Origin of the sequence: Citrobacter sp. ABFQG, assembly GCF_004322975.1 — a bacterium.
Lineage (GTDB): Bacteria > Pseudomonadota > Gammaproteobacteria > Enterobacterales > Enterobacteriaceae > Citrobacter > Citrobacter freundii.
In genome coordinates this window covers 4,109,761-4,134,943 of record NZ_CP036435.1, presented here as the reverse complement: position 1 = coordinate 4,134,943, position 25,183 = coordinate 4,109,761, and the positions used below count along the sequence as shown (strand labels likewise).

General features: G+C 52.0%; 23 protein-coding genes. 12 read left to right on the top strand and 11 right to left on the bottom strand.

What is annotated here, in order from left to right; all coding sequences use genetic code 11:
• Positions 1 to 58: 58 nt before the first annotated feature.
• Positions 59 to 1,261: a nucleoside permease NupC gene (nupC, locus tag WN16_RS20360; protein WP_003028275.1), complete on the bottom strand. Its 1,203-nt coding sequence runs from the start codon at positions 1,259 to 1,261 to the stop codon at positions 59 to 61.
• 343 nt (positions 1,262 to 1,604) lie between these two features.
• Between nupC and WN16_RS20355 the strand changes: the two genes are divergently transcribed.
• Entirely contained in the window at positions 1,605 to 2,843 is a 1,239-nt protein-coding gene (locus WN16_RS20355) for an Nramp family divalent metal transporter (protein ID WP_003028272.1), read from the top strand.
• A 32-nt stretch (positions 2,844 to 2,875) separates the two neighbouring features.
• Here the strand turns inward: WN16_RS20355 and ypeC are convergent, their stop codons facing one another.
• Both ypeC and mgrA read right to left on the bottom strand, forming a co-directional pair.
• Positions 2,876 to 3,208, bottom strand: a complete 333-nt coding sequence (gene ypeC, locus WN16_RS20350; protein WP_003839243.1) for a DUF2502 domain-containing protein YpeC — start codon at positions 3,206 to 3,208, stop codon at positions 2,876 to 2,878.
• Between the two features lie 137 nt (positions 3,209 to 3,345).
• Entirely contained in the window at positions 3,346 to 4,335 is a 990-nt protein-coding gene (gene mgrA / locus WN16_RS20345) for an L-glyceraldehyde 3-phosphate reductase (RefSeq protein WP_044701739.1), read from the bottom strand.
• Positions 4,336 to 4,516: 181 nt separating this feature from the next.
• Here mgrA and WN16_RS20340 point away from each other — a divergent pair, with 181 nt between their 5' ends.
• On the top strand, positions 4,517 to 6,169 hold the full coding sequence (locus WN16_RS20340; protein ID WP_044701737.1) for a thiamine pyrophosphate-binding protein: 1,653 nt from the start codon (positions 4,517 to 4,519) through the stop codon (positions 6,167 to 6,169).
• On the opposite strand, the gene WN16_RS20335 is transcribed toward WN16_RS20340, so the two are convergent.
• On the bottom strand, positions 6,170 to 7,405 hold the full coding sequence (locus WN16_RS20335; RefSeq protein WP_003028258.1) for an ion channel protein: 1,236 nt from the start codon (positions 7,403 to 7,405) through the stop codon (positions 6,170 to 6,172). It lies immediately after the preceding gene.
• 204 nt (positions 7,406 to 7,609) lie between these two features.
• On the opposite strand from WN16_RS20335, the gene glk reads away from it, so the two are divergent.
• The 6 genes from glk to ptsP all read left to right on the top strand — a co-directional run bounded on the left by glk (position 7,610) and on the right by ptsP (position 15,011).
• Positions 7,610 to 8,575 carry a glucokinase gene (glk, locus tag WN16_RS20330; RefSeq protein WP_003028256.1) on the top strand — a complete coding sequence of 322 codons (966 nt, stop codon included), beginning with the start codon at positions 7,610 to 7,612 and terminating at the stop codon, positions 8,573 to 8,575.
• A gap of 191 nt (positions 8,576 to 8,766) precedes the next feature.
• Entirely contained in the window at positions 8,767 to 9,093 is a 327-nt protein-coding gene (locus WN16_RS20325) for a fructose PTS transporter subunit IIB (protein ID WP_003028254.1), read from the top strand.
• A 20-nt stretch (positions 9,094 to 9,113) separates the two neighbouring features.
• Entirely contained in the window at positions 9,114 to 10,361 is a 1,248-nt protein-coding gene (locus tag WN16_RS20320) for a PTS fructose transporter subunit IIC (protein ID WP_003028252.1), read from the top strand.
• A 17-nt stretch (positions 10,362 to 10,378) separates the two neighbouring features.
• The gene (gene ypdF, locus WN16_RS20315) at positions 10,379 to 11,464 is read left to right on the top strand and encodes an aminopeptidase (protein ID WP_044701736.1); all 1,086 of its coding nucleotides are present in this window, start codon (positions 10,379 to 10,381) and stop codon (positions 11,462 to 11,464) included.
• Positions 11,464 to 12,492, top strand: coding sequence for an aminopeptidase (gene ypdE, locus WN16_RS20310; protein ID WP_044701735.1), 1,029 nt, complete (start codon positions 11,464 to 11,466; stop codon positions 12,490 to 12,492). Before ypdF ends, ypdE begins: the two co-directional genes overlap by 1 nt.
• 23 nt (positions 12,493 to 12,515) lie before the next feature.
• Entirely contained in the window at positions 12,516 to 15,011 is a 2,496-nt protein-coding gene (ptsP, locus tag WN16_RS20305; RefSeq protein ID WP_044701730.1) for a phosphoenolpyruvate--protein phosphotransferase, read from the top strand.
• Between the two features lie 43 nt (positions 15,012 to 15,054).
• Here the strand turns inward: ptsP and WN16_RS20300 are convergent, their stop codons facing one another.
• On the bottom strand, positions 15,055 to 15,234 hold the full coding sequence (locus WN16_RS20300; protein ID WP_071524306.1) for a hypothetical protein: 180 nt from the start codon (positions 15,232 to 15,234) through the stop codon (positions 15,055 to 15,057).
• Positions 15,235 to 15,388: 154 nt separating this feature from the next.
• Between WN16_RS20300 and WN16_RS20295 the strand changes: the two genes are divergently transcribed.
• Entirely contained in the window at positions 15,389 to 15,772 is a 384-nt protein-coding gene (locus WN16_RS20295) for a cupin domain-containing protein (RefSeq protein WP_003028244.1), read from the top strand.
• Between the two features lie 37 nt (positions 15,773 to 15,809).
• Here WN16_RS20295 and WN16_RS20290 read toward each other — a convergent pair whose 3' ends face one another.
• From WN16_RS20290 to WN16_RS20280, 3 genes are read right to left on the bottom strand one after another with little or no spacing between them, the layout of a single operon-like run.
• Positions 15,810 to 16,673, bottom strand: a complete 864-nt coding sequence (locus WN16_RS20290; RefSeq protein WP_044701728.1) for an AraC family transcriptional regulator — start codon at positions 16,671 to 16,673, stop codon at positions 15,810 to 15,812.
• Between the two features lie 15 nt (positions 16,674 to 16,688).
• Positions 16,689 to 17,423, bottom strand: coding sequence for a two-component system response regulator YpdB (gene ypdB, locus WN16_RS20285; protein ID WP_032936528.1), 735 nt, complete (start codon positions 17,421 to 17,423; stop codon positions 16,689 to 16,691).
• A gap of 14 nt (positions 17,424 to 17,437) precedes the next feature.
• The gene (locus WN16_RS20280) at positions 17,438 to 19,135 is read right to left on the bottom strand and encodes a sensor histidine kinase (protein WP_044701793.1); all 1,698 of its coding nucleotides are present in this window, start codon (positions 19,133 to 19,135) and stop codon (positions 17,438 to 17,440) included.
• Positions 19,136 to 19,522: 387 nt separating this feature from the next.
• Between WN16_RS20280 and alaC the strand changes: the two genes are divergently transcribed.
• Complete coding sequence (gene alaC, locus WN16_RS20275; protein WP_003028236.1) at positions 19,523 to 20,761, top strand: alanine transaminase; 1,239 nt, start codon at positions 19,523 to 19,525, stop codon at positions 20,759 to 20,761.
• 65 nt (positions 20,762 to 20,826) lie between these two features.
• Here the strand turns inward: alaC and ypdK are convergent, their stop codons facing one another.
• A complete protein-coding gene (gene ypdK / locus WN16_RS20270; protein ID WP_010723117.1) occupies positions 20,827 to 20,898 on the bottom strand; it encodes a membrane protein YpdK in 72 nt (23 codons plus the stop codon).
• A 343-nt stretch (positions 20,899 to 21,241) separates the two neighbouring features.
• On the opposite strand from ypdK, the gene WN16_RS20265 reads away from it, so the two are divergent.
• Positions 21,242 to 21,859 (top strand): lysozyme inhibitor LprI family protein, encoded by a 618-nt coding sequence (locus WN16_RS20265; RefSeq protein WP_044701726.1) that lies wholly within the window; start codon positions 21,242 to 21,244, stop codon positions 21,857 to 21,859.
• 41 nt (positions 21,860 to 21,900) lie between these two features.
• On the opposite strand, the gene lpxP is transcribed toward WN16_RS20265, so the two are convergent.
• A complete protein-coding gene (gene lpxP, locus WN16_RS20260; RefSeq protein ID WP_003839269.1) occupies positions 21,901 to 22,821 on the bottom strand; it encodes a kdo(2)-lipid IV(A) palmitoleoyltransferase in 921 nt (306 codons plus the stop codon).
• Between the two features lie 440 nt (positions 22,822 to 23,261).
• Here lpxP and WN16_RS20255 point away from each other — a divergent pair, with 440 nt between their 5' ends.
• A complete protein-coding gene (locus WN16_RS20255) occupies positions 23,262 to 23,504 on the top strand; it encodes a YfdY family protein (RefSeq protein ID WP_003028231.1) in 243 nt (80 codons plus the stop codon).
• Positions 23,505 to 23,610: 106 nt separating this feature from the next.
• Here the strand turns inward: WN16_RS20255 and pgtP are convergent, their stop codons facing one another.
• Positions 23,611 to 25,002 carry a phosphoglycerate transporter PgtP gene (gene pgtP, locus WN16_RS20250; RefSeq protein WP_044701724.1) on the bottom strand — a complete coding sequence of 464 codons (1,392 nt, stop codon included), beginning with the start codon at positions 25,000 to 25,002 and terminating at the stop codon, positions 23,611 to 23,613.
• Between the last annotated feature and the right edge of the window lie 181 nt (positions 25,003 to 25,183).

Sequence of the window (25,183 nt, the reverse complement as noted above, 5' to 3'; positions counted from 1 at the left end):
CAGGCATAAAAAAGCCGGGGAAATTCCCCGGCCTTATTACTACGACGTTGTCTTACGCTTACAGCACCAGTGCTGCGATAGATGCAGACAGTACGCTCACCAGCGTAGAGCCGTACACCAGCTTCAGACCAAAGCGGGAAACTACGTTACCTTGCTCTTCGTTCAGACCTTTAATCGCACCGGCGATAATACCGATAGAAGAGAAGTTAGCGAAGGAGACCAGGAACACAGAGATGATGCCTTCAGCGCGCGGAGAGAGCGTAGAGGCGATTTTCTGCAGGTCCATCATCGCAACGAATTCGTTGGAAACCAGTTTTGTCGCCATGATACTGCCCACCTGCAGCGCTTCGCTGGACGGTACACCCATTACCCATGCAACCGGGTAGAAGATGTAACCCAGGATGCCCTGGAAGGAGATGCTGTAGCCAAACCAGCCGGTCACGGTGGCAAACAGGGCGTTCAGGGCAGCGATTAACGCGATGAAACCAATCAGCATCGCCGCAACGATAATTGCCACTTTGAAACCCGCCAGGATGTATTCACCCAGCATTTCGAAGAAGCTCTGACCTTCATGCAGGTTAGACATCTGGATATTTTCTTCGCTGGCATCAACGCGGTAAGGGTTGATCAGCGACAGCACGATAAAGGTGCTGAACATGTTCAGTACCAACGCCGCAACAACGTACTTCGGCTCGAGCATGGTCATGTACGCGCCGACGATAGACATGGAAACGGTAGACATCGCCGTTGCAGCCATGGTGTACATACGGTTGCGAGACATTTTGCCGAGAATATCTTTATAGGCGATAAAGTTCTCGGACTGACCCAGGATCAGAGAGCTGACGGCGTTGAAGGATTCCAGCTTGCCCATACCGTTCACTTTGGAAAGCAGGTAACCAATTGCGCGGATGATAACCGGCAGCACACGGATATGCTGAAGGATACCGATCAGGGCGGAGATAAAGACGATAGGGCACAGCACTTTCAGGAAGAAAAATGCCAGGCCTTGATCATTCATGCTGCCGAAGACGAAGTTCGTCCCCTCGTTGGCAAAACCGAGCAGTTTTTCGAACATTTCGGAGAAGCCTTTTACGAAGCCCAGGCCGACGTTGGAGTTCAGGAAGAACCACGCCAGTAACACTTCAATAACAAGCAGTTGAATAACATAACGAATGCGAATCTTTTTACGGTCACTGCTTACCAGCAGCGCAAGGATCGCAACAACGGCCAATGCCAATACAAAATGAAGGACGCGGTCCATATTTGCTCCAAATATGAGGCAGGTTTAGTTTTCGTGCACATTCTATGTAACAACCATAAAGAAAACGAGATCAAACACACACTATAATAAGGACCTGTGACGAGATTCAAAATTAGTGATCGGTGATACACTTCCGTTATGCTTTGTATCGAAGTGAAAAGTTATGTCATTGTGCTAATCTATAACAATAATTAAACATCTTACCGTTTTTCCCAGAATCCTTATCGATCCATAGACAAACACTATCAGAGAAATCAACTTCACCCATCAAAATGAATTTGATAATCATTCTCAATAGGCGTAGCTTGAAACATAGCAAAGGCTATGTTTCTGAGGCACTAAAATGACTAACGATCGCGTTGAGAGTAGCAGTGGACGGGCAGCGCGCAAGTTGAAGCTCGCATTAATGGGACCTGCGTTCATCGCGGCGATCGGCTATATCGATCCGGGCAACTTCGCCACCAACATCCAGGCAGGGGCCAGCTTTGGCTATAAACTGTTGTGGGTGGTGGTCTGGGCAAATCTGATGGCGATGCTGATCCAGGTGCTATCGGCAAAGCTTGGCATTGCCACGGGTAAAAATCTGGCGGAACAAATTCGCGATCACTATCCTCGTCCGGTGGTGTGGTTCTACTGGGTGCAGGCCGAAATTATCGCCATGGCGACAGACCTTGCTGAATTCATTGGTGCCGCGATTGGCTTTAAGTTGATCCTCGGCGTGTCGTTATTGCAGGGTGCCGTGCTCACCGGTATCGCGACTTTTTTGATTCTGATGTTGCAGCGCCGCGGGCAAAAACCGCTGGAAAAAGTGATTGGCGGCTTGCTGCTGTTTGTGGCTGCGGCTTACATTGTGGAATTGATCTTTTCCCAGCCGAACTTCGCGCAACTTAGCAAGGGGATGGTTATCCCGAGCCTACCTAATTCCGAAGCGGTGTTCCTCGCCGCTGGCGTGCTCGGCGCGACTATCATGCCGCATGTCATTTATCTGCACTCTTCCTTAACCCAGCATCTGCACGGCGGAACACGTCAACAGCGCTATGCGGCCACGAAATGGGATGTGGCTATCGCCATGACGATTGCCGGATTTGTCAATCTGGCGATGATGGCGACGGCTGCCGCTGCATTTCATTTTAGCGGGCATACCGGTATTGCCGATCTCGATCAAGCCTATCTGACCCTTGAACCGCTGTTGAGTCACGCTGCGGCGACAGTGTTCGGTTTAAGCCTGGTGGCTGCGGGACTTTCTTCTACTGTGGTCGGTACGCTGGCGGGGCAGGTGGTGATGCAAGGGTTTATCCGTTTTCACATTCCGCTTTGGGTTCGCCGTACGGTCACCATGATGCCATCCTTTATTGTGATTCTGATGGGATTAGATCCAACGCGTATTCTGGTGATGAGCCAGGTGTTGCTCAGTTTTGGTATTGCACTGGCGCTGGTGCCGTTGTTGATTTTCACCAGCAACAGTCAGCTGATGGGCGATTTGGTGAATACCCGATGGGTAAAACAGGTAGGCTGGGTGATTGTTGTGCTGGTGGTGACGCTCAATATCTGGCTGTTGGTAGGAACCGCTCTCGGTTTGTAAAAACAAAAGGGCCTGCGGGCCCTTTTGTTACATTAATGATGGTGGCCATGACCTCGGCCCTTTCCGCGACCGCGGTGGTCGTCACGGTCATTCCAGCCTTCACGGTAGCCGCGCTCATAAGCTTTGCGTTTATCCCAACCGCGATGATAGCCATTGTCATGACGCCACCAGCGATTTTTGCGCCACTCATAGTTATGGTGCCAGTAATCCCGGTCGCGCCAGCGGCCGCCATCCCAGTAGTTACCGTAGTTATCGCGATCGCCAATTTGCAATTTTATTGATGGCAGCAGGGTGATTTCGCCGGCGTTCGCGGCCAGCGGTGTAAAAGCCAATAAGACTGCCGCCAGAATCAGTGACCTGAACATGTTTTCTCTCCTTCACGATCGAGCCGTAGCCGGCCTGTTAATACAATATTACGGGGCAGTAAAGCCCCGTTTCATCGCCTTAACTCTTAAATCGCAAGTGAGAGCACTTTTTGTTAATAAATGTGTCTTTATTTCAATCAACTCAGGATAGCATCAATCTCCGCGCACTCTTCAGACGTAAAGTGACGGTTTGCCAGCATGTCGACAGCGTCTTCAATCTGCGCCGTTTTACTCGCGCCAATCAGCACTGACGTGACTTTGTCATCCCGTAACACCCATGCCAGCGCCATCTGGGAAAGCTTTTGCCCGCGTCGTTCTGCCAGCGCATTCAGCGCCCGCACCTTCTCCAGTTTCTCTGGCGTAATGTGATCCGGGTTCAGGAAACGGCTGCCGCTTGCCGCACGAGAATCCGCAGGAATGCCGTTCAGGTAGCGGTCGGTTAACTGCCCGCCTGCCAGCGGTGAGAAGGCGATGCTGCCGACACCTTTTTCCTGTAACAACGACAGCAGACCGCCTTCGACCCAACGTTCAAACATGGAATATTTGGGCTGGTGAATAAGGCATGGCGTACCTAAATCGTCGAGTATTTCAATCGCCTGCCTGGCAAGATCTGCCGGATAGTTAGATAACCCGACGTACAGGGCTTTGCCCTGACGGACGATGTGATCCAGTGCGCGCATGGTTTCTTTGAGCGGTGTTTCAGGGTCGGGGCGATGGTGGTAGAAAATATCGACATACTCCAGTCCCAGGCGCTTCAGGCTTTGATCGAGACTGGCAATCAGATATTTGCGTGAACCCCAGTCACCGTAGGGACCTTCCCACATGGTGTAGCCCGCTTTAGTGGAGATAATAAGCTCATCTCGCCACGGTAAAAAATCTTCCTGCAGGATCCGACCAAAATTCCGTTCTGCCGAACCCGGCGGTGGACCATAGTTATTTGCCAGATCAAAATGGTTGATCCCCAGATCGAATGCGCGCTGTAACAATGCCCGACTGTTTTCGACCTGTGTGGTATCGCCAAAATTGTGCCACAAACCCAGCGAGACAATCGGCAGTTTAAGGCCGCTCTGACCGCAGCGGCGGTACTCCATTGTCTGATAACGATTTTCATCTGCGTGATAAACCATGTCACCCCCTTCCACAATGCGTGTGTCTTTCAGTGTATACGGTTACACCGTCTATTCTTCAATGAATTTTTACCGCCAAAACTGTAAATCCTGCTTTCCACCCCTTCACAGCGACTTTCCTGGACAGTCATCACAGTTCTTCGATACTCAACATGAGGTTACCGTCAGAAGGATAGCTGTCATGCAAACCCCGTATTCCGTTGCTGATTATCTGCTGGACAGGCTGGCAGGCTGTGGCGTCGGCCATCTCTTTGGTGTGCCAGGCGATTATAATTTGCAGTTTCTTGACCACGTGATTGAACATCCCAACGTATGTTGGGTCGGGTGTGCGAACGAGTTGAATGCGGCTTATGCGGCAGATGGCTATGCACGGGTCTCCGGGGTAGGGGCGCTGCTCACCACGTTTGGTGTGGGCGAGTTAAGTGCGATTAACGGTATTGCAGGAAGTTATGCGGAATATGTTCCTGTTTTGCATATTGTTGGCGCGCCCTGTCGCGGTGCACAGCGTCGTGGGGAGTTGATGCATCACACGCTGGGTGATGGTGACTTTCAACATTTTTACCGTATGCAGCAGGCGGTGTCGACGGCGAGCGCGGTACTGGATGAACAAAACGCCTGTTATGAAATTGACCGCGTGTTGCGAGCAATGCTCATCGAACGCAGGCCGGGCTATCTGATGTTACCTGCTGATGTGGCAAAACAGCCCGCCACACCACCGAATGACATCCTGATTGTTCCTCTGAGCGAGCCGGAGAGCAGTGTGGCAGAAGCGTTTCGCTACCATGCCCGTGAACGATTGCTGGACAGCCCGCGCGTCGCGCTGCTCGCGGACTTTCTCGCGCTACGTTTTGGTTTGCAGCCGGTTTTACAGCGCTGGATGGCGGAAACGCCGATGGCCCACGCCACGTTGTTGATGGGCAAAGGGCTGTTCGATGAACGTCATCCGGCGTTTGTTGGCACATACAGTGCCGGAGCCAGTAGCGATTATGTTCGTCTGGCTATCGAAGATGCCGACACGATATTTTGTGTCGGCACACAATTTGTCGACACCCTGACCGCCGGGTTTACGCAACAGCTACCGCAGGAGCGCACCATTGAGGTTCAGCCACATGCCTCACGGATTGGAGCCAGCTGGTTTAACATCCCGATGGAGCAGGCGGTCACCACATTGCGGGAGCTGTGTCTGGAAATGTCGTTTTCACTGCCGCCAGAACGTCCGCCAGTTGCGCGCATTCAGGTTGAGAAGGGGCCTCTGACGCAGGAAAACTTCTGGCATACGGTGCAGCAGTATCTGGCGCCTAATGACATTATCCTCGTCGATCAGGGAACCGCCGCCTTTGGCGCGGCTGCGCTCTCACTACCCGGCGGGGCGGAGGTGCTCGTTCAGCCTCTGTGGGGATCGATAGGCTATGCGCTACCGGCGGCATTCGGCGCGCAAACGGCCTGTCCGGACCGTCGGGTGATCCTGATTATTGGCGATGGCGCGGCGCAGCTCACCATTCAGGAGCTGGGCTCCATGCTCAGAGACGGGCAATCACCCGTTATTTTACTCCTCAACAATGACGGCTATACCGTGGAGCGGGCCATACACGGGGCAAATCAGCGCTATAACGATATCGCCGCCTGGAGCTGGACGTTGGTGCCGCAGGCGTTTAGTCGTGAATGCCAGGCGGAATGCTGGCGGGTGAGGCAGGCGGTACAGCTGGAGGAAGTTTTGGCCAGGCTGTCCCATCCGCAACGATTGTCGTTAATTGAGGTAGTGCTACCGAAAGCCGATCTTCCTGAATTATTGCGCACGGTGACCCGTGCGCTGGAATCTCGCAACGGCGGATAGCTATTTATCAGGGCGTTCAGCGACCATCAACGGCTTGCCTGCCAGCAGCAGCCAGGCGGGCAGCATGACGATGCACAGCAGCGGCAGCAGGGTGGAATCTGGTACCACCACTGCTGCCATAAATAGGCTCAGCCAGGCGTCGCGGGTGACGACCAGCACCAGCCCGAGGATAGAGCAAGAAACCGTGATGGCAGCCGGCACCGCTTCAACATGGGCGTGCAGCATCAGACCCAAGGCGACACCAACGAATACCGCCGGGAAGATTCGCCCTCCGCGAAAACCACTCGCTGCCGCAACTACTAACGCCGCCAGCTTAATTACGGCGAGCATGAAATAATCCGATGTCCCCAGCGTTTGGCTAAACGCCATCTGCTGCATTTCGTCCAGTCCCTTAAACAAGGTAAGCGGCCCGCCGATAACACCCAAAATTCCAAGGATAAAACCGCCTGCCCCGAGGATCAGTACCGGGTGTTTTAATCGATGCATTAAATGGTGCAAACGTGGCAGACACCAGACGGCTACCATTCCGGCTGCAATAGCGATTGCGGCAACAACCGCGCCGCTGAGGATATCGATCAAGTGCATCTGCGTGTAGTGCGCGATGGGCAGTGAAAAATGGGGGTGAAAAAACAGGCTGGTGGTTAGCGAACCCGCGGCCGCGGCCATTAACGGCGCGAACAGGCGATCCCACAAGGGCACATCGTTTGAGCTATTCAGCGTTTGCGAAAATATCAGCGCAGCGGCAACGGGGGTGCCAAATAGCGCGCCGATGGTGCCGGCAGAGGCGAGAATGGTCCAGTCCAGTTTCGCAATGCGGGGAAACATGCGGCTACCAAGTGCCACTGCCAGAGCGATATTTACGGTCATGATGGGGTGTTCCGGACCCAGACTGACGCCACCCGCGAGGCCAAGGATTAGCGCTGCCAGCAGGCCCGGTAGTGCTGACGTTGGCACCGGCATACCAATTAACGGTTCACAGGCCGGATCCGGACCTGCGTGACCATGGCTGTAACGGATAACTAACCCGACCATGATCCCCGTGAGCGTCAGCATACCGATAATCCAGACCGGAGAGTCTTGGGCTATACCGATGCTAACAGGCAGACGTTCCCATAAAAACTGCTGTAAAACGGAAGCCACTTTCATCACAACGATCAACACCAGGCTGGACGCTATGCCAATGATTAGCGCTGGGGTTGATAGCAAGAGCATCGTTCTGGCTCGCGGATGGAGCATTTTGTATTCCTTAAAACAGAGTCATAGACATAGTTTGCACAGCATGCCTGACGGCATCGCTGCAAATGGTGCTGAAACGATAAAGTAATTGTGTGATCTGGATCGATTTTCCACGGGCATCAGCCTTCAGACCGTTGTTGTTATGTCCCCATGAATTTACAGTGTGGCAAAGATTTAATCTGACTTTAGCGGAGCAGTGGAAGAATGACAAAATATGCTTTAGTAGGGGATGTTGGCGGCACCAACGCGCGTCTTGCTCTGTGCGATATTGCCAGCGGCGAGATTTCGCAGGCAAAAACCTATTCCGGGCTTGATTACCCCAGTCTGGAAGCCGTGGTGCGCGTGTACCTGGATGAGCATAGCGTCAGCGTCGAAGATGGCTGCATTGCCATTGCCTGTCCGATTACTGGCGACTGGGTGGCAATGACCAACCATACCTGGGCATTCTCTATTGCTGAGATGAAAAAAAATCTGGGCTTTAGCCATCTGGAAATCATCAATGATTTCACCGCCGTGTCGATGGCGATCCCGATGCTGAAAAAAGAGCATTTGATCCAGTTTGGTGGCGCGGAACCTGTTGAAGGTAAACCGATAGCCGTCTATGGCGCAGGAACCGGGCTCGGCGTGGCGCATCTGGTGCACGTGGACAAACGCTGGGTGAGCCTGCCCGGTGAAGGCGGTCATGTAGATTTTGCGCCTAACAGCGAAGAAGAAGGAATTATCCTTGAAGTCCTGCGCGCCGAAATTGGCCATGTTTCCGCAGAACGCGTGCTGTCCGGTCCGGGGCTGGTGAATCTGTATCGCGCCATCGTCAAATCAGACGGGCGGTTGCCGGAAAATCTGCAGCCGAAGGATATCACCGCACGGGCGCTGGAAGATTCCTGCATTGACTGTCGTCGGGCGCTGTCGCTGTTCTGCGTCATTATGGGGCGTTTTGGCGGCGATCTGGCGTTAACGCTGGGCACGTTTGGCGGTGTGTACATCGCTGGTGGTATCGTACCGCGCTTCCTCGACTTCTTTAAGGCTTCAGGCTTCCGCGGTGGTTTTGAAGATAAAGGCCGTTTTAAAGCCTACGTGCAGGATATTCCGGTGTACCTGATTGTGCACGATAATCCTGGACTACTTGGCGCAGGTGCGCATTTGCGTCAGACGCTGGGCCATATTCTTTAATTCTTCAATCAGAAATCTGCAAAACCGCGTAAATCACGCGGTTTTTTTATGCCTGCCGCCCACCTTTCCGACCTTCGTCACACTTCCTGATTGCTGGATTATTTGTCCAGTAAAAGCATTATTTGTCTGATAACGGTTGTTACTTTCATCGGACCATAATTTCACTCGTTAACTATTACGAGGAAATGATTATGAGCAAAAAATTAATTGCCGTCTGCGCGTGCCCAATGGGGCTGGCCCACACCTTTATGGCAGCTCAGGCGCTGGAAGAAGCCGCGGTTGAAGCCGGTTATGAAGTGAAAATCGAAACCCAGGGTGCTGACGGAATACAAAATCGCCTGACGGCGCAGGATATTGCTGAGGCGACGTTAATCATCCATTCAGTTGCCGTAACTCCAGAAGATAACGAGCGTTTTGAGTCGCGTGATGTCTACGAAATTACGCTACAGGACGCGATAAAAAATGCTGCCGGCATCATTAAAGAGATCGAAGAGATGGTTGCCGCTGAACAACAATAATCATCGACAGGGAATTACATATGGCCATTAAAAAACGCAGTGCAACCGTTGTGCCTGGCGCATCTGGTGCGGCAGCGGCAATAAAAAATCCACCGGCCTCCCGCAATAGCTTCTGGGGCGAACTTCCGCAACATGTGATGTCGGGTATTTCACGCATGGTGCCGACGTTAATTATGGGCGGGGTGATTCTCGCCTTCTCGCAACTGATCGCCTATAGCTGGCTCGATATACCTGCTGACACTGGCATCATGGATGCGCTGAACAGCGGAAAATTTACCGGTTTTAATCTTTCATTACTGAAGTTTGCCTGGCTGTCGCAATCTTTTGGCGGCGTGCTGTTTGGTTTTGCTATTCCGATGTTTGCCGCGTTTGTCGCCAACTCCATCGGCGGCAAGCTGGCGTTTCCGGCGGGGTTCATTGGCGGGCTGATGTCTACTCAGCCGACACAAATACTGAATTTTGACCCATCAACGCTGCAATGGGTAACCAGTGCTCCGGTTCCGTCAACCTTTATTGGTGCGCTGATTATCTCGATTGTCGCCGGGTATCTGGTGAAGTGGATGAACCAAAAAATCCAGCTGCCTGATTTCCTGCTGGCATTCAAAACCACCTTTTTACTGCCCATTCTCTCCGCCATTTTCGTCATGCTGGCGATGTATTACGTGATAACGCCGTTTGGCGGCTGGATTAACGGCGGGATCCGTACTTTGCTGACGGCGGCTGGCGAGAAAGGCACGCTGATGTACGCGATGGGGATTTCCGCGGCAACGGCGATTGACCTCGGCGGTCCGATTAATAAAGCCGCAGGTTTTGTCGCCTTCAGCTTTACTACCGATCACGTTCTGCCGGTCACCGCGCGCTCTATTGCGATTGTCATTCCGCCGATTGGCCTCGGACTGGCCACGCTTATTGACCGTCGCTTAACCGGCAAACGCCTGTTCAGCGCACAGCTTTACCCGCAGGGGAAAACGGCAATGTTCCTCGCATTTATGGGCATCAGCGAAGGGGCGATCCCGTTTGCACTGGAAAGCCCCATCACCGCAATTCCTTCTTATATGGTTGGCGCCATTGTTGGGTCGACGGCTGCCGTCTGGCTGGGGGCCGTGCAGTGGTTCCCGGAATCCGCTATCTGGGCGTGGCCGCTGGTGACTAACCTCGGCGTCTATATGGCGGGGATCCTGTTAGGTGCGGTGATTACGGCGCTGATGGTGGTGTTCCTTCGCCATCTGATGTATCGCAAAGGCAAGTTGCTGATTGAAAGCCTCTGATTAAAAGGATTGTAACTATGAGCTTACTTGCTTCACTGCGCGACTGGTTAACGGCGCAACAACTCGACGCGATGCTGTTGTCATCACGGCAGAACAAACAGCCGCATATGGGGATCTCCAGCAGTTCAGGGTTTGTGTTTATCAGCCATGAAAGTGCGCATATCCTGGTTGATGCCCGTTACTACACCGATATTGCCACGCGTACTCAGGGCTATCAGATCCATCGGCTCGATGGAACGCAGACGCTGTTTTCGCAGGTGAATCACATTATTGCGCACGAAAAGCTGCAGACGGTGGGATTCGAATGTGAGCAAGTAAGCTGGGAAACGGCGAACGCGTGGTCGGACAAACTGCGCGCCCGACTGGTGAGCGCCGTACCGGATGTGCTCCGGCAGGTGAAAACGGCGCAGGAAATAGCCTGCATCCGCGAAGCCTGCCGGATAGCTGACCTCAGCGCGGAACATATACGACGCTTTATTCAACCCGGTCTCAGTGAGCGCGAAATTGCCGCTGAACTGGAGTGGTTTATGCGCACGCTCGGCGCAGATAAAGCTTCTTTTGACACCATTGTCGCCAGCGGCTGGCGCGGTGCGCTGCCACACGGCAAAGCCAGCGACAAACGTGTTGAGGCGGGTGAGTTCATCACGCTGGATTTTGGCGCGCTGTATCAGGGTTATTGCTCGGATATGACGCGAACCTTTCGCATCCCCGATGCGAACCAGCCAGCGGAAGAAAGCGCGCTGTTTGCCGTGTACCAGATTGTCCTTGCGGCGCAGCGTGCCGCGGTGGCGGCAATTCGACCAGGTGCGCGATGCAATGAGGTAGACGCCGCAGCCAGGCGGGTCATTACCCAGGCGGGCTATGGCGATGCATTTGGTCACAACACCGGACATGCTATCGGCATTGAAGTGCATGAAAACCCACGTTTTTCCTCCGACGACACAACACCTTTGGTCGCTGGCATGCTGCTCACCGTTGAGCCGGGTATTTATCTGCCGGGGCAGGGGGGTGTGCGTATTGAAGATGTTGTGCTGGTTACGCCTGACGGCGGCGAGGTGCTCTATACCATGGCGAAAACATTGCTACACACGGGAGAGGCGTAATGGATTTATCGTTGCTAAAGGCGCTGAGCGAGGCGGACGCGATCGCCTCGTCAGAACAGGAAGTGCGGCAGATCCTGCTTGAGGAGGCGGATCGTCTTAATAAAGAGGTGCGCTTCGATGGTCTGGGATCGGTGCTGATCCGTCTCAATGAATCAACCGGTCCGAAGGTGATGATCTGCGCGCATATGGATGAAGTGGGATTTATCGTGCGTAGTATTTCCAGCGAAGGGGCGATCGATGTATTGCCGGTGGGAAATGTGCGTATGGCGGCCAGACAACTGCAGCCGGTGCGGATCACCACCCGTGAAGAGAGCAAAATTCCCGGTCTGCTCGACGGAGAGCGCTGCGGTAATGAGGTCAATACGCTGCGGGTAGATATTGGCGCGCGATCTTATGATGAGGTACTCCAGGCCGGCGATCGCGTCACATTCGACACAACCTTTCAGGTCTTGCCGCACCAGCGAATCATGGGCAAAGCCTTTGATGACCGTCTTGGATGTTATTTGCTGGTGGCGCTACTGCGTGAATGGCATAACGCCATACTTCCTTGCGAGGTCTGGCTGGTGGCCAGTTCCAGTGAAGAAGTGGGACTGCGCGGAGGACAAACGGCTGCACGCGTTGTCGCACCGGATGTGGCATTTGTGCTGGATACCGCCTGCTGGGCCAAAAACTTTGATTACAGTGCGGCCAACCATCGGCAGCTCGGTAAAGGCCCGATGCTGGTGTTAAGCGATAAATCGCTGATTGCACCGCCAAAGCTGACGGCGTGGGTTGAAAGCGTGGCCGCTGACGCGGGTATTTCCCTGCAGCTCGATATGTTCAGTAACGGCGGCACCGACGGCGGGGCGGTGCACGTAAGCGGCACAGGGATCCCAACGGTTGTCATGGGACCCGCCACACGGTATGGACATTGCGCGGCGTCGATTGCCGACTGCCGGGACATCATCCAGACGCAGCAGCTGTTGTCGGCTCTTATTTCACATCTTACGTGCGAAACTGTGGCTCATCTGACGGATTTCAGGTGCTGATTTCGCGCTAATCAGGAGTTGTTATGCTAACGATTCAATTTCTTTGCCCGTTACCCAATGGTCTGCATGCGCGTCCGGCGTGGGAGCTGAAAGAACAGTGCTGCCAGTGGCAAAGTGAGGTGGTATTTATTAATCATCGCCAGAATGCGCGGGCGGATGCGAAAAGCTCGCTGGCGCTGATAGGCACCGGAACGCTTTTTAACGACAGTTGCAGCCTGTCCATTACTGGTCGCGATGAAGAACAGGCCCGGCGAGCGCTGGAGGAGTACCTGCTGCACCGGTTTATTGACAGCGATAGCGTTCAGCCGACCCCGGCGGAACTGGCGGCGCACCCGTTGCCGCGTTCGCTGATTCGCCTCAACCCGGACCTGCTGTACGGCAGCGTGCTGGCAGGGGGCGTGGGAGCAGGTACGCTCACGCTTTGGCAGAGTGATAACCTGGAAAGTTATCGTGCGATTGCGGCGAGTGCGGAAGACAATACCCGGCTGGAGCATAGTCTGGCGACGCTTGCCGAACAGCTCAATCAGCAGCTGCGCGAGCGCGACGGCGAGAGTAAAACCATCCTTAGCGCGCATCTGTCTCTGATTCAGGATGACGAGTTTGCCGGGAATATTCGCCGCTTAATGCTGGAGCAACATCTGGGGCTAGGGGCGGCAATCATTGCCAATATGGAGCTGGTGTGCGACAAGCTGTCGGCCTCCGGTAGTGATTACCTGCGCGAACGCGTCAGTGATATCCGTGATATCAGCGAACAGTTGCTGCACATCACCTGGCCTGAAAGACGGCCGCGTAATGCGCTGGTGCTGAATAAACCGACAATTCTGGTTGCTGAGGATCTGACGCCCAGCCAGTTTTTAAGCCTCGATTTGCAGCATCTGTCTGGCATGATCCTGGAGAAAACGGGGCGCACTTCGCATACCCTGATCCTTGCCCGTGCGTCAGCTATTCCGGTACTTAGCGGCTTGCCGCTGGCGGCCTTTAACCGGTATTCCGGGCAGCATGCGGTACTGGATGCCCGATGTGGGGTATTAGCCATCAATCCAGACGATGCCGTTCGCGGCTATTACGCGATTGCGCAGAAGCTGGCCGATGAATGCCAGCGGCGGCAGGCGCTTGATGCCGCCCAGCCTGCGTTGACCAAAGATCATCAGCGTATTGACGTTGCAGCGAATATCGGTACCGCGCTGGAAGCGCCGGGAGCGTTTGCCAATGGTGCGGAAGGGATTGGGCTGTTTCGTACTGAAATGCTGTTTATGGACCGCGACAGCGCACCTGATGAGCAAGAACAGTTTGAAGCCTACCAGCAGGTCTTACTGGCCGCGGGCGACAAGCCGGTTATCTTTCGCACCATGGATATCGGCGGCGATAAGAACATCCGCTATCTTAATATTCCGCAGGAAGAGAATCCGTTCCTGGGCTATCGCGCGGTGCGGATTTATCCGGAGTTTGCCGGGCTTTTTCGCACTCAGTTGCGCGCGATTTTACGGGCGGCGACCTTCGGCAATGCGCAACTGATGATCCCGATGGTGCACAGCCTCGACCAGATTTTATGGGTAAAAAGCGAACTGCAAAAAGCGTTGGTGGCGCTGAAAGCGGACGGCTTACGTCATGCTCCGACAATCTCATTGGGGATTATGGTTGAAGTCCCTTCGGTGTGTTACATCATCGACCATTTCTGTGATGAGGTGGATTTCTTCAGTATTGGCTCAAATGACATGACCCAGTACTTGTACGCCGTTGATCGCAATAACCCGCGCGTTTCGCCGCTGTACAACCCGATTACGCCGTCGTTCCTGCGCATGTTACAGCAGATTGTTCGCGTGGCGCACGAACGCGGTAAATGGGTGGGTATTTGCGGCGAACTGGGCGGTGAAGGACGTTATTTACCGCTGCTTCTGGGCCTCGGGCTGGACGAGCTGAGCATGAGCAGCCCACGTATTCCGGCGGTAAAAAGCCAGCTTCGTCAACTGGACGGCCGGGCATGTCGTGAGCTCGCCATGCAGGCCTGCGAATGCCGTAGCGCTCAGGAGATAGAAGATCTGCTAAACCAGTTTGCACCGCAGAAAGATGTGCGTCCGCTGCTGGCGCTGGAGAACATCTTTGTCGGCGAATCTCTGAGTAACAAAGAGCAGGTGATCCAGTTCCTGTGCGGCAATCTTGGCGTTAATGGACGGACTGAACATCCGTTTGAACTGGAAGAGGATGTCTGGCAGCGCGAAGAGATCGTCACCACCGCCGTCGGCTTCGGTGTGGCTATTCCGCACACGAAATCCCAGTGGATCCGCCATTCCAGCATCAGCATTGCCCGGCTTCTGCAGCCCGTTGACTGGCAGTCTGAGATGGGTGATGTAGAACTGGTGATCATGCTGACGCTGGGTGCCGATGAAGGCATAAACCACGTGAAGGTCTTCTCGCAGCTGGCGCGCAAGCTGGTGAACAAGCAGTTCCGCCAGTCGTTGTTTGCCGCTGAAAATGCTGAGAGCATTCTTGCGCTGCTGGAGGCAGAACTGACGTTTTAAGTTTGACAGCAAGAGTTGATAAGAGGGTCAGAAAGGGAAATTATCAATCAGAGAACGGTAGTTTCCCGGCCCTCAACAGCGTCATCTCTTGCTTGCAGAGCAGAACTACCGCCTGGCGACCTTTAACACGGCGGGAGGTCAGGGCTCTTTTCACGGTCCGACGATCCGCACCTGATTCCAGCATCTGAAAACACATCAGGGAGAGTGCACGTCTGTTCTTCATCGTATATTCACTTTATTGAGTAAGCCTGCAGGGTTTAGCTAAAGGCCGTTATTTTACAACGATCCTGGCTGAGATTACGAATCGTACAATAAATGACCGCTGCTGATATAATTTAAGAGCGGCCATGCGCGTAATCAACCTAAGGAGGTGCGCAATGGACAAAGCAGAAGTGAAGTCATTTGGTCTTCCAGACGAAGTTCGTGAGTTCCCTCACGGGCGACTGGAGCTTCTCGATGTGGGAGGTGCAATCGTCGGCCGTGCTGTCCTGGAGCCAGGCTGGCGGTGGTCTACGTCAGTTCAACCTATCGCTGGAACGAAGAGTTGCGAAGCCCCTCATTTTCAGTACCACGTTTCCGGTGTGCTGCGGGTAAAAATGGATGATGGCAGCGAATTTGATTGTAAGCCCGGTGAGCTGTCGCGCATTCCTCCAGGCCATGATGCCTGGGTGGTTGGCGATGAATCCGTGGTGATTGTTGATTTCCAGGGAATGGTCAATTGGGCTAAACACACAGACATCGGCTGTAACGACTCACCATAAAGCAAAGATGCGGCGGCCCTGGCAGGTGTTGATATAATCAACGCGCTGACTGAAAACGCGCGCCGTACTCTCCCGGCGTCAGGCCAAACTGACGCCGGAACAGGCGGCAGAAATAATCACTGTCATGGTATCCACACCGCTGTGCGACTTCGCTAATCGACAGATGGTATTTCTGCAAGATAATGCGCGCCTTCGCCATTCTTACCCACCGCAGATACTCGACGAACCCCATAGTGCCGTGCTGGGCAAACACTTTTGACAGGTGATTGGGTGTGATATTAAAAAACTGCGCCACGCTTTCGCGAGTCAGCGGCTGGGCATAGTTATCTTGTATCCAATTACACATACTATGATAGAGAAATTCAGCGCGTGGGCGCTCTGTGTCTGGGCGGGTATTCACCACGCTACGACACAGATGCAGCAGACTAAGCACCAACGGCTGAATGATATCCTGGGCCTGAGGAGAGCGGCTTAAATGCGTTAATGCGGTGAGCATCGCCTCGCCTTCGCCGCGCTGTGGATGGGGTAACTCAATACGGCGTACCGGACGAAGCAGCGATGCGGTTCGATTATCGTAAAAAGAGAGTCCCAGCCATGCCGGAGAAAAAACCAGGCTCAGCAGCATCACGGGTTTGTCGCCGCCGGGCAGATTGGCCGCTTTCGCCGGGATAAACAGCATGTCGCCTTCTGCCAGGTTATGCTGCTGTTTTTGCAGTTGGTTGCTGTATTCCCCACGTAGCACGATATCAAGGCGCGGAAGATCAATACATAAACTGCCGGTCGGTAACGTGGTGGGCTGGGTTGCGAACCACACGTGCCCCAGACACTGTGGGTTTAACACCAGGCCACTGAACAAATCGGCGAAAAACTGTTGGTCTGCGGGAAGGCCTGGCTCTTTCATCGCTCTTTCTCTGCGCTATAAGTGCATTAACTGTCTGAACTCTTTCACTTTACTCCGACTAACCGGGATTTCAAATTCCAGATCTTTTAAGCGCAAAATATAGGTATTGTTAAACCAGGGTTCGATCTCGCGGATTTTATTCAGATTCACGCAGAACGAGCGGTGGCAGCGGAAGAAATGCGAAGCCGGCAGTTTGCTGCAAAATTCGGTGATGTTCATCGGCATCACGTACGATTCGCGCCGGGTGTAGACAAACGTCATCTTTTCATGGGCTTCTGCGTAGTAGATGTCGTTGATCGGGGTCACGATGATCCGCTCATCTTTGATCAGGTTGATCGTATCGTTTTCGCGGGCCACCGGACTGGCGGGCGAAGTTCCCGTTTGCTGCTGTTGCCAGGCGGCTTCCAGCTTTTGCAGCATGCTGACAATGCGTGATTCCTGGTACGGCTTCAGAATGTAGTCAAAAGCTTCCAGTTCGAAGGCTTCAACGGCGTGCTCTTTCCACGCGGTAATAAACACAATAAAGGGTTTATGCGCGAACTGGCTGATATTTTGTGCCAGCAATACGCCGTCCAGCGAGGGAATATTAATATCCAGAAAAATGGCGTCAACGCGGTTGTGCTGGAGATATTTCAGCACGTCCAGACCATCGTCAAACGTGCCGACAATCTCCATCTGGCTGTGCTCTTTTATCAGCCAGCTCAGTTCCTGTTGGGCCAGGAATTCATCTTCAACAATGATGACTTTCACGACTTCACTCCTGGTTAAAGCAACAATGTGGCCGGTGCGGCTGCGGGCGAATGCTGATTCGGTACATAAAAGGCAATCTCAGTGCCTGGCTCCAGACGGCGGATATGTAATCCCTCACCGTAGAGCAGCTTAACGCGATGGTGCACATTCAACAGACCAATTTTATTGCCCGGCATTTCATTGGATTCGACCCGTTCAATCACTTTTGGATCGATACCGTGGCCCGTATCCCGCACGGCTATCCGTACCCGGTTACCACACTCCGCCACGCTGATGGTGACCACACCTTTCCCTTTGCAGGGCTGAATCCCATGGACGATAGCGTTTTCTACCAGCGGCTGAATCAGCAGGCTGGGAATATAACAGCTTACCTCTTCATCGATATCATAAATAACCGTTAGTTTGTCGCCAAAACGCGCTTGTTCGATGGCGATGTAATCCTTGATTTGATACAGCTCTTTTTTGATGTCGATCTGCTCATCGTCTTTTAATTCGATATTGTAGCGAAGATAACGCGACAAATTAAAAATGAGCTGGCGTGCGGTGTCCGGGTTAAGTCGCACCGACGACGAAATTGCGTTCAGGGCGTTAAACAGGAAATGAGGATTTATTTTACTTTGTAGTGCGCGTAGCTCTGCCTTATTTGCCATTTCACGTAGCTGTTCCGCCCGGGAAACTTCAAGCTGAGTCGAGATAATTTGCGACAGGCCAATAGCCATTTCCTGCAGCGAGGAGGTTATCTGGTGGGCGTGACAGTAGTAGATTTTTAGCGTACCGGTGACAACGCCTTTCTCCCACAGCGGGATCACCAGCATGGAATGTATTTCCGGTGTGCGATGCGCTTCATCATTGTTTTTAATGATGATTTTTCCGTAATTGATCGCCTGCTGAGTGGTAGGACTGACGAAATCATTGTTATCACGGTAGTTAAGTTCCCCCACGCCAACGTAGGCCAGAACGTGCTGGGTATTGGTAATTGCGACGGCGTCCGCATGGATGTCATGGCGAATAATTTCGCATACCTGGCGGAGCGACTCGCTGTTAACCTGCCGAAAAAGCGGCAAGGTTTTGTTGGCAATATCCAGCGCCAGCTTGGCCTGCTTTGCGGCGCTGGCCTCTTTCTCGCCCTCCACGCTTTGCACTAGCATGACGATAAAGCCAATGCAGACGCTGCCCAGGATCATTGGGATACCGATTTTTGAGACAATATCCAGTCCCAGTGCGGTAGAGGGGGCCCAGACGACGACGAGGATCATCGTCAGGGATTCGCACAGCATTCCGCCTAAAATGCCAGCTCGCCAGTGCTGCGCTTTAGGGATCTTACGGTTGATCCACCCGGCAATACAGCCTGCCAGAATACTGGTGATAAAACAGGGCAGGGCGGTGACGCCGCCGATGTCGATCAGATAGCGGTGGGTACCCGCGATGAGGCCTGTAATGATACCGACCCACGGACCAAACAGAATCCCCCCTGACATGACCGCGATAATACGCACGTTAACCAGTGAGCCTTCAACCGGTACGCCGGACCAGGTACTGAACAGGGCAAACATTGAGAAAATCGCGGTAACGGCGAGCAGCTCTTTTGGGGAGTGGGCTGATTTGTGCAACAGTTCGCGGAACAGGCGGATACGAATCAGGAAAAACAGACAGAACAGCATCAGTGCTGCCCGGTCAAATACCGCCAGCAGCATATTGAATATTTCGTGCACGGGTGACTCTTGCGCAAGGGTTAAACCTCTATGATAGGTAACCTGGGCCAGGATGACCAGCACCCACGCAGCCTGTGCCTAATGAGGAAAAACCATAATATTAAAAGGGGATTGTTGCATGATTGTTGTATTTACAATACCTGTCCTGTCAGCGCTGCATTCAAGGTAATGTATTTAACAACAAAATGTTAAATGATGGTAATTTTAAGCGGGTTGTGAAAATGAATATTTCCTCATTTTACTATGTTGTTCCTCTTTTTTGTCAGGAAAAAATATTTTGTTTTGCCTCTCGACAGAAGGAAATTATTCAGGCTATTTTCTAAACGTGCCACCATCGTGGCAGCGTCGCTCGGACGGTCCGGGCGCTAACGTTAATCTGAGGATATTATGGCTGACTCCCGCCCTGAACGTCGCTTTACGCGTATTGATCGCCTTCCCCCGTACGTTTTTAACATCACGGCTGAACTGAAGATGGCTGCGCGTCGGCGCGGCGAAGATATTATCGACTTCAGCATGGGGAACCCGGATGGGGCCACGCCTCCTCACATTGTTGAAAAACTGTGTACTGTGGCGCAGCGCCCGGATACGCACGGTTATTCCACTTCTCGCGGTATTCCGCGTCTGCGTCGGGCGATTTCCCGCTGGTACCAGGAACGCTATGACGTTGAGATCGATCCTGAATCCGAAGCCATTGTGACCATCGGTTCCAAAGAGGGACTTGCGCACCTGATGCTGGCAACGCTCGATCACGGTGATACGGTCCTCGTACCCAACCCAAGTTATCCCATCCATATTTATGGCGCGGTGATTGCCGGCGCGCAGGTACGATCTGTGCCGCTGGTCGAAGGCGTCGATTTCTTTAATGAGCTGGAGCGCGCGATTCGCGAAAGCTATCCGAAACCGAAGATGATGATCTTAGGTTTCCCGTCGAACCCGACGGCACAATGCGTTGAGCTGGAGTTCTTTGAAAAAGTTGTGGCTCTGGCTAAACGCTATGACGTGCTGGTGGTTCACGACCTGGCCTACGCTGATATTGTTTATGACGGCTGGAAAGCGCCATCGATAATGCAGGTACCGGGCGCTCGCGATGTCGCAGTTGAATTTTTCACTCTGTCGAAAAGCTACAACATGGCGGGCTGGCGTATCGGTTTTATGGTGGGCAATAAAACGCTGGTGAACGCGCTGGCGCGAATTAAGAGCTATCACGATTACGGGACCTTTACACCGTTACAGGTTGCGGCTATCGCCGCGCTGGAAGGCGATCAGCAGTGCGTGCGAGATATTGCAGAGCAATATAAACGTCGTCGTGATGTGCTGGTCAAAGGGCTGCATGAAGCTGGCTGGATGGTCGAGGTGCCAAAAGCCTCGATGTACGTTTGGGCGAAAATTCCAGAGCAATACGCCGGGATGGGGTCACTTGAGTTTGCCAAGAAACTGCTGAATGAAGCGAAGGTATGCGTTTCACCGGGGATTGGGTTTGGTGATTATGGTGATACGCATGTGCGTTTTGCGTTAATTGAAAACCGTGACCGTACCCGTCAGGCTATTCGCGGTATCAAAGCAATGTTCCGTGCAGATGGCCTGTTACCGACCAGTGCAAAATCGACTTCTGAAAGTACCGACTGACCGAATGTTCCCCCAAAATGCAAACAGGAGCCTGATGGCTCCTGTTTTTTGCTGCGTCTTTTAATTTAGATCATCAGGGCGAAAGTACCGGCCCAAACGATGACCATAAAAGAAATGCCCATAAAGAAATATTTCACTTTTCATCTCTCCGCATACCTTGGGTATGTCTAAATGAACATATGCTTACCTGACAGAGAGCTGATGCACGCATAAACGAAATGGAGAATTCCCCTCGTTTACTTGGCTGCATCACCTCAGAATTCTGAGCTTTAATGCTCCAGACGGCGCTAATGTACGCCTAAAAATGAGGTGAGACAAGAGGCATTTTTTTATTTAATTTTAATAACTTACAAGTGTCGTGATTCGGCGACAGTTTAATTTCTTTCGGTAATAAATTGCTATTGAGCGACGGAATGCTTACTCGGATAGTTCTCATATCGCCATGATGTTAATGCGGTTAATTTTTCGCGGAATTTAATAATGAAAAGGTTAAAAATGACCAGGTTAATGATGTTAGCACTCGTTCTTACGCCGTTGACGTCGATGGCGGCCTCGCCGCTGGCGTTCAATTTCAACTGCGCAAGTATTGGTGGTGTGAATAGTGATGGTAAAGGCAATGTCTGGATTGATGGCGGGAAGGCGACGGTGAAGGCTTTCAATGAAAACTATTGGGAGGCGACAAGTGGTAAAAATACCGTTTCTATCTCCCGCAAAGATGACGGAAATCCGGACGTATCCTGGACTGGACCTAATCGTAAGCACGGGGTTTGCCTGCCGGAGGATAATATTGATTATTCTCCAGCGAAAAAATCGACCAACGCAGGTCCGTCTTACTCCTGCTCTGCTGTTCAAAAGGGAAGTGCGGAAGATATTATTTGCCAGAGCCCATCGCTCTCTGCAATGGATCTGAAATTGAACGAAATTTTTAAACAGGCACTGGCTAAATCGAAGAATGATCCGATGTTAAAAGCAGAGCAGCGCGGTTGGATCAAAGGACGCAACGAGTGCTGGAAGGAGAAGGATGATGAGCCAGCCTGCATTGCCCGAAGCTATAGCGAACGAATGACTGAACTCCACAATAAATGGGGCGTGAAGTAATTCAGCCGTAGAAAAAAAGAAAGGCCTTGCGGCCTTTCTTTTCAGATATACAACGAGGCTTCACCCATCGGGCGCGTTTTGAAGCGACGGTGGATCCAGAGATACTGCTCGGGGGCGCGCATGATCTCTTTTTCGATAATTTTATTCATATAGGCCGCTGCCTGGCACTCATCAGACGGGTAACCTTCCATTTCAGGCGTGATGAACAGGCGATAACCAGAGTTATCTGCTTTTCTCACCATGGTTACGGTCAGCATCGCTGCACCAGACAAACGCGACAGCACGTAGGTACCGTTGGTGGTTGCCACATCTTTGACGGCAAAGAAGGGGGCAAACGAGCTTCCTTTACGACCGTAGTCCTGATCGGGGGCAAACCATACGGCTTCTCCTTTTTTCAGAGCACCGACAATACCACGCAGATTATTTCTGCCGATCATCGCCTTGTTGGAGCGCATACGACCACGGGTTTGGATCCACTCCATCAACTTATTGTTGTGCGGGCGATAGGTCGCCATCATTGGCTGACAAAGCCCCATTACGCGGCCACCCAACTCGAGCGACATAAAGTGTACGCCGACAACCATCACGCCACGATTTTGCAACTGGGCGCGCTTCAGGTTGTCCAGTCCTTCTACATCAAACCATTTACGCACCCGACGGTCCGGCCAGAACCAGGCCATACCTGTTTCAAGTAGCCCCATGCCGAGTGAACGGAAATTCTCATCGACCAGTTTGTCTCTTTCTTCCTGCGACAAATTTGGGAAACAGAGTTCGAGATTTTTACGTGCAATAGATTCACGGCGTTTTAAAAATGGACGAGCCAGCGTTCCTGTACGGGTACCAAGAAAACACAATACGGGATAGGGAAGCTGTACCAGTAACCAGAGCACTCCAACACCAAACCACGTGAGCCAGTAGCGCGGATGCAAAAACGCGCGTGAAAATTTACATTGGGGGAACATAAGCACCTGTTGTTGATACGAAATAGATGTATCGCGAAGATTCTTTGTCTTTCGCTTTACTCTCTGTACTGATCGTTAGGCCGCCATGAACGACATTGGTTCCTGTAAAGAGTGTAAAACTGAGTCAGGACAAAACCACGAGGGGGCATGAATGATCGGACGCACAATGTACACCCGAAAATTAATGTCAGCCAGAAATAATTACTCAAGATTCGTAAATGTTTTTAAGGCGATTAAGAACAAAAATTAACCTATATATAATCCGTTGTTTTTATGCAGATTAAATAAATGTCTGCCCGAGAGAGTAATAGTATGCAGGTGAAGGATTTTTGTAACTAAGATGTTGCTGAAATTGCACGAGGATAGGAATTGTCTTAGAATATAAAGTTAAGGGAGTGTAAGGACTTACGTTAAGTTTACGGCAAACAGGAGGTATCGCTATGCTCTATTTCTGGATCTTTCTCGCTCTGAGCATTTTGTGCGTCAGTTGCTATATCTGGCAGGTTATGGGCGCTGCGGCGTCAATCAGCGCTTTTCTCGGCATGGCCATCCTTACGGCATTAATTTACTTTTTTACTATGCGATTGACCAATGGTAACGAAATGGTAACCGGGTTATTCCTGTTTCTTGCTCCTGCTTGCGGTTTGATTATTCGCTTTATGGTGGGTTACGGTAAGCAATAATTTGGAATGTTACGTTTAGCAATAAATTATCACGTTGAGCTTTTTTATTTATCTGAGTTATTGAAGTGCCAGCATCGCTGGCACTTTTTTGTGAGAGCGAAATGAATTACCGGGCATCCGCCAACTGGAGTGAGGCTTCCTCGTGCTGAGCATTTTTTCGCTGTTGTTCAAGCTCCAGCGCGCCACGATGAGAGAGGTAGCAAAACAGGATGCAGCAGACAATCCCACCCATCAACAGATAGAATCCGCCATGCCATCCCATTTTGTCGACCATTACGCCAAACAGGCTGGTTCCCAGCGACGCGCCAAAAATGTAGCTCATAAATCCGCGTAAACCTACCGCTGACCCCACAGCGAAGCTGGGGACGATTTCCATCGTCTGAACAGAAGCGAGGAACTGTGGAACATAGATCAGGCAACCCACAATGGCGGCAAAAATAGTGACCATCAGCAGGGATTCACTTTTCCAGTAGCCGATCAAACAGACGAAAATCAGCGCCATACAAATCATGGCCAGCGGCATGCGACGGCCTTTAAACAGTTTATCGGTAAGCCAACCCGCCAGTAATGTGGAAGGGATTGCCGCCCATTCAAAAAACAGAAAAGCGATGCTCATTTGCTCTTTCGAGAAATGTTTTTCGGTTAACAGATAAATAGGCAACCAGCTAATCATGCCAAAACGCACCATATAGACGAAGACATCTACCAGTGAAACATACCAGGCATTCTTATTACGCAGCACATAGGTGCAGAAGATCTGGAAGGCACTCATATTTTCTGGCGCCTGGACAGTGTGTCGGGAATTTAATACGACTTTTTCTTCCGGCATCATTTGTTCCAGAGCCGGTAAGCCTTCCTGGCGTGGTGAACCTTTCCCCAGCATTAGCACAATAAAAGCGAACAGGACGGCCACACCGGCCGGAACAATATAGCTGGCACTTTGCCAGTGCTCGCTCCCCAAAATGGCAAAGGCGGCACCCACGATCGGGGCAACAATACCACCGCCAACATTGTGAGAGATATTCCAGAATGCGCCAACGCGTCCACGTTCTTTACGCGGAAACCAGTTGGCAATGGTAATAAATGAAGGGCCAACGCCCATACCCTGGAACAAACCATTGAAAACGACCAGAGCGGCAAAAATCCAGAATCCGGTACTGAATCCTAACCCGACGTTTACAATGGCGCACAGAATCAGGCCGCATGCCATAAAGACCTTAGGGCTGGCCTTGTCTGCCAGGCTGCTCATAATGCCTTTACTGATCCCATAAGCAATAAGCATGCAGCTGCTGAGTAGACCAATTTGTGTGGCACTGAGATCCAGATGTTCCTTCAGGTACGGTGTTGAGAGCGTGAAGTTATTGCGCACAATATAGTACGCAAGATAGCCAAGAAATACGCTGAGTAATGCCTGAATGCGGTATCGGCCATAAGTTTCCTGGACTTTCTCCGCCGGGACTTTATTTGCCGCTGGCCCTGCTTTAAATATTGATAACATATCATCACCTAAATTTATATTGATGTGAATATCAGGATTTTTCGCAGTGAAGAGTGAAATAGACGGCAGAGAAACTCAAGTTGATGAAATGAGTCACTATTGACACAATTTGTGGATTGCGTGGCTGATTTTGACTCTTTTTAAATAATGGATTTTAAATTCTATTCTTTTACGGACGTTT

Excerpts from the sequence above, each read along its gene's own strand:
- nupC (WP_003028275.1), bottom strand. The coding sequence starts at position 1,261 with ATGGACCGCGTCCTTCATTTTGTATTGGCATTGGCCGTTGTTGCGATC.
- WN16_RS20355 (WP_003028272.1), top strand. The coding sequence starts at position 1,605 with ATGACTAACGATCGCGTTGAGAGTAGCAGTGGACGGGCAGCGCGCAAG.
- ypeC (WP_003839243.1), bottom strand. The coding sequence starts at position 3,208 with ATGTTCAGGTCACTGATTCTGGCGGCAGTCTTATTGGCTTTTACACCG.
- mgrA (WP_044701739.1), bottom strand. The coding sequence starts at position 4,335 with ATGGTTTATCACGCAGATGAAAATCGTTATCAGACAATGGAGTACCGC.
- WN16_RS20340 (WP_044701737.1), top strand. The coding sequence starts at position 4,517 with ATGCAAACCCCGTATTCCGTTGCTGATTATCTGCTGGACAGGCTGGCA.
- WN16_RS20335 (WP_003028258.1), bottom strand. The coding sequence starts at position 7,405 with ATGCTCCATCCGCGAGCCAGAACGATGCTCTTGCTATCAACCCCAGCG.
- glk (WP_003028256.1), top strand. The coding sequence starts at position 7,610 with ATGACAAAATATGCTTTAGTAGGGGATGTTGGCGGCACCAACGCGCGT.
- WN16_RS20325 (WP_003028254.1), top strand. The coding sequence starts at position 8,767 with ATGAGCAAAAAATTAATTGCCGTCTGCGCGTGCCCAATGGGGCTGGCC.
- WN16_RS20320 (WP_003028252.1), top strand. The coding sequence starts at position 9,114 with ATGGCCATTAAAAAACGCAGTGCAACCGTTGTGCCTGGCGCATCTGGT.
- ypdF (WP_044701736.1), top strand. The coding sequence starts at position 10,379 with ATGAGCTTACTTGCTTCACTGCGCGACTGGTTAACGGCGCAACAACTC.
- ypdE (WP_044701735.1), top strand. The coding sequence starts at position 11,464 with ATGGATTTATCGTTGCTAAAGGCGCTGAGCGAGGCGGACGCGATCGCC.
- ptsP (WP_044701730.1), top strand. The coding sequence starts at position 12,516 with ATGCTAACGATTCAATTTCTTTGCCCGTTACCCAATGGTCTGCATGCG.
- WN16_RS20300 (WP_071524306.1), bottom strand. The coding sequence starts at position 15,234 with ATGAAGAACAGACGTGCACTCTCCCTGATGTGTTTTCAGATGCTGGAA.
- WN16_RS20295 (WP_003028244.1), top strand. The coding sequence starts at position 15,389 with ATGGACAAAGCAGAAGTGAAGTCATTTGGTCTTCCAGACGAAGTTCGT.
- WN16_RS20290 (WP_044701728.1), bottom strand. The coding sequence starts at position 16,673 with ATGAAAGAGCCAGGCCTTCCCGCAGACCAACAGTTTTTCGCCGATTTG.
- alaC (WP_003028236.1), top strand. The coding sequence starts at position 19,523 with ATGGCTGACTCCCGCCCTGAACGTCGCTTTACGCGTATTGATCGCCTT.
- WN16_RS20265 (WP_044701726.1), top strand. The coding sequence starts at position 21,242 with ATGAAAAGGTTAAAAATGACCAGGTTAATGATGTTAGCACTCGTTCTT.
- lpxP (WP_003839269.1), bottom strand. The coding sequence starts at position 22,821 with ATGTTCCCCCAATGTAAATTTTCACGCGCGTTTTTGCATCCGCGCTAC.
- WN16_RS20255 (WP_003028231.1), top strand. The coding sequence starts at position 23,262 with ATGCTCTATTTCTGGATCTTTCTCGCTCTGAGCATTTTGTGCGTCAGT.
- pgtP (WP_044701724.1), bottom strand. The coding sequence starts at position 25,002 with ATGTTATCAATATTTAAAGCAGGGCCAGCGGCAAATAAAGTCCCGGCG.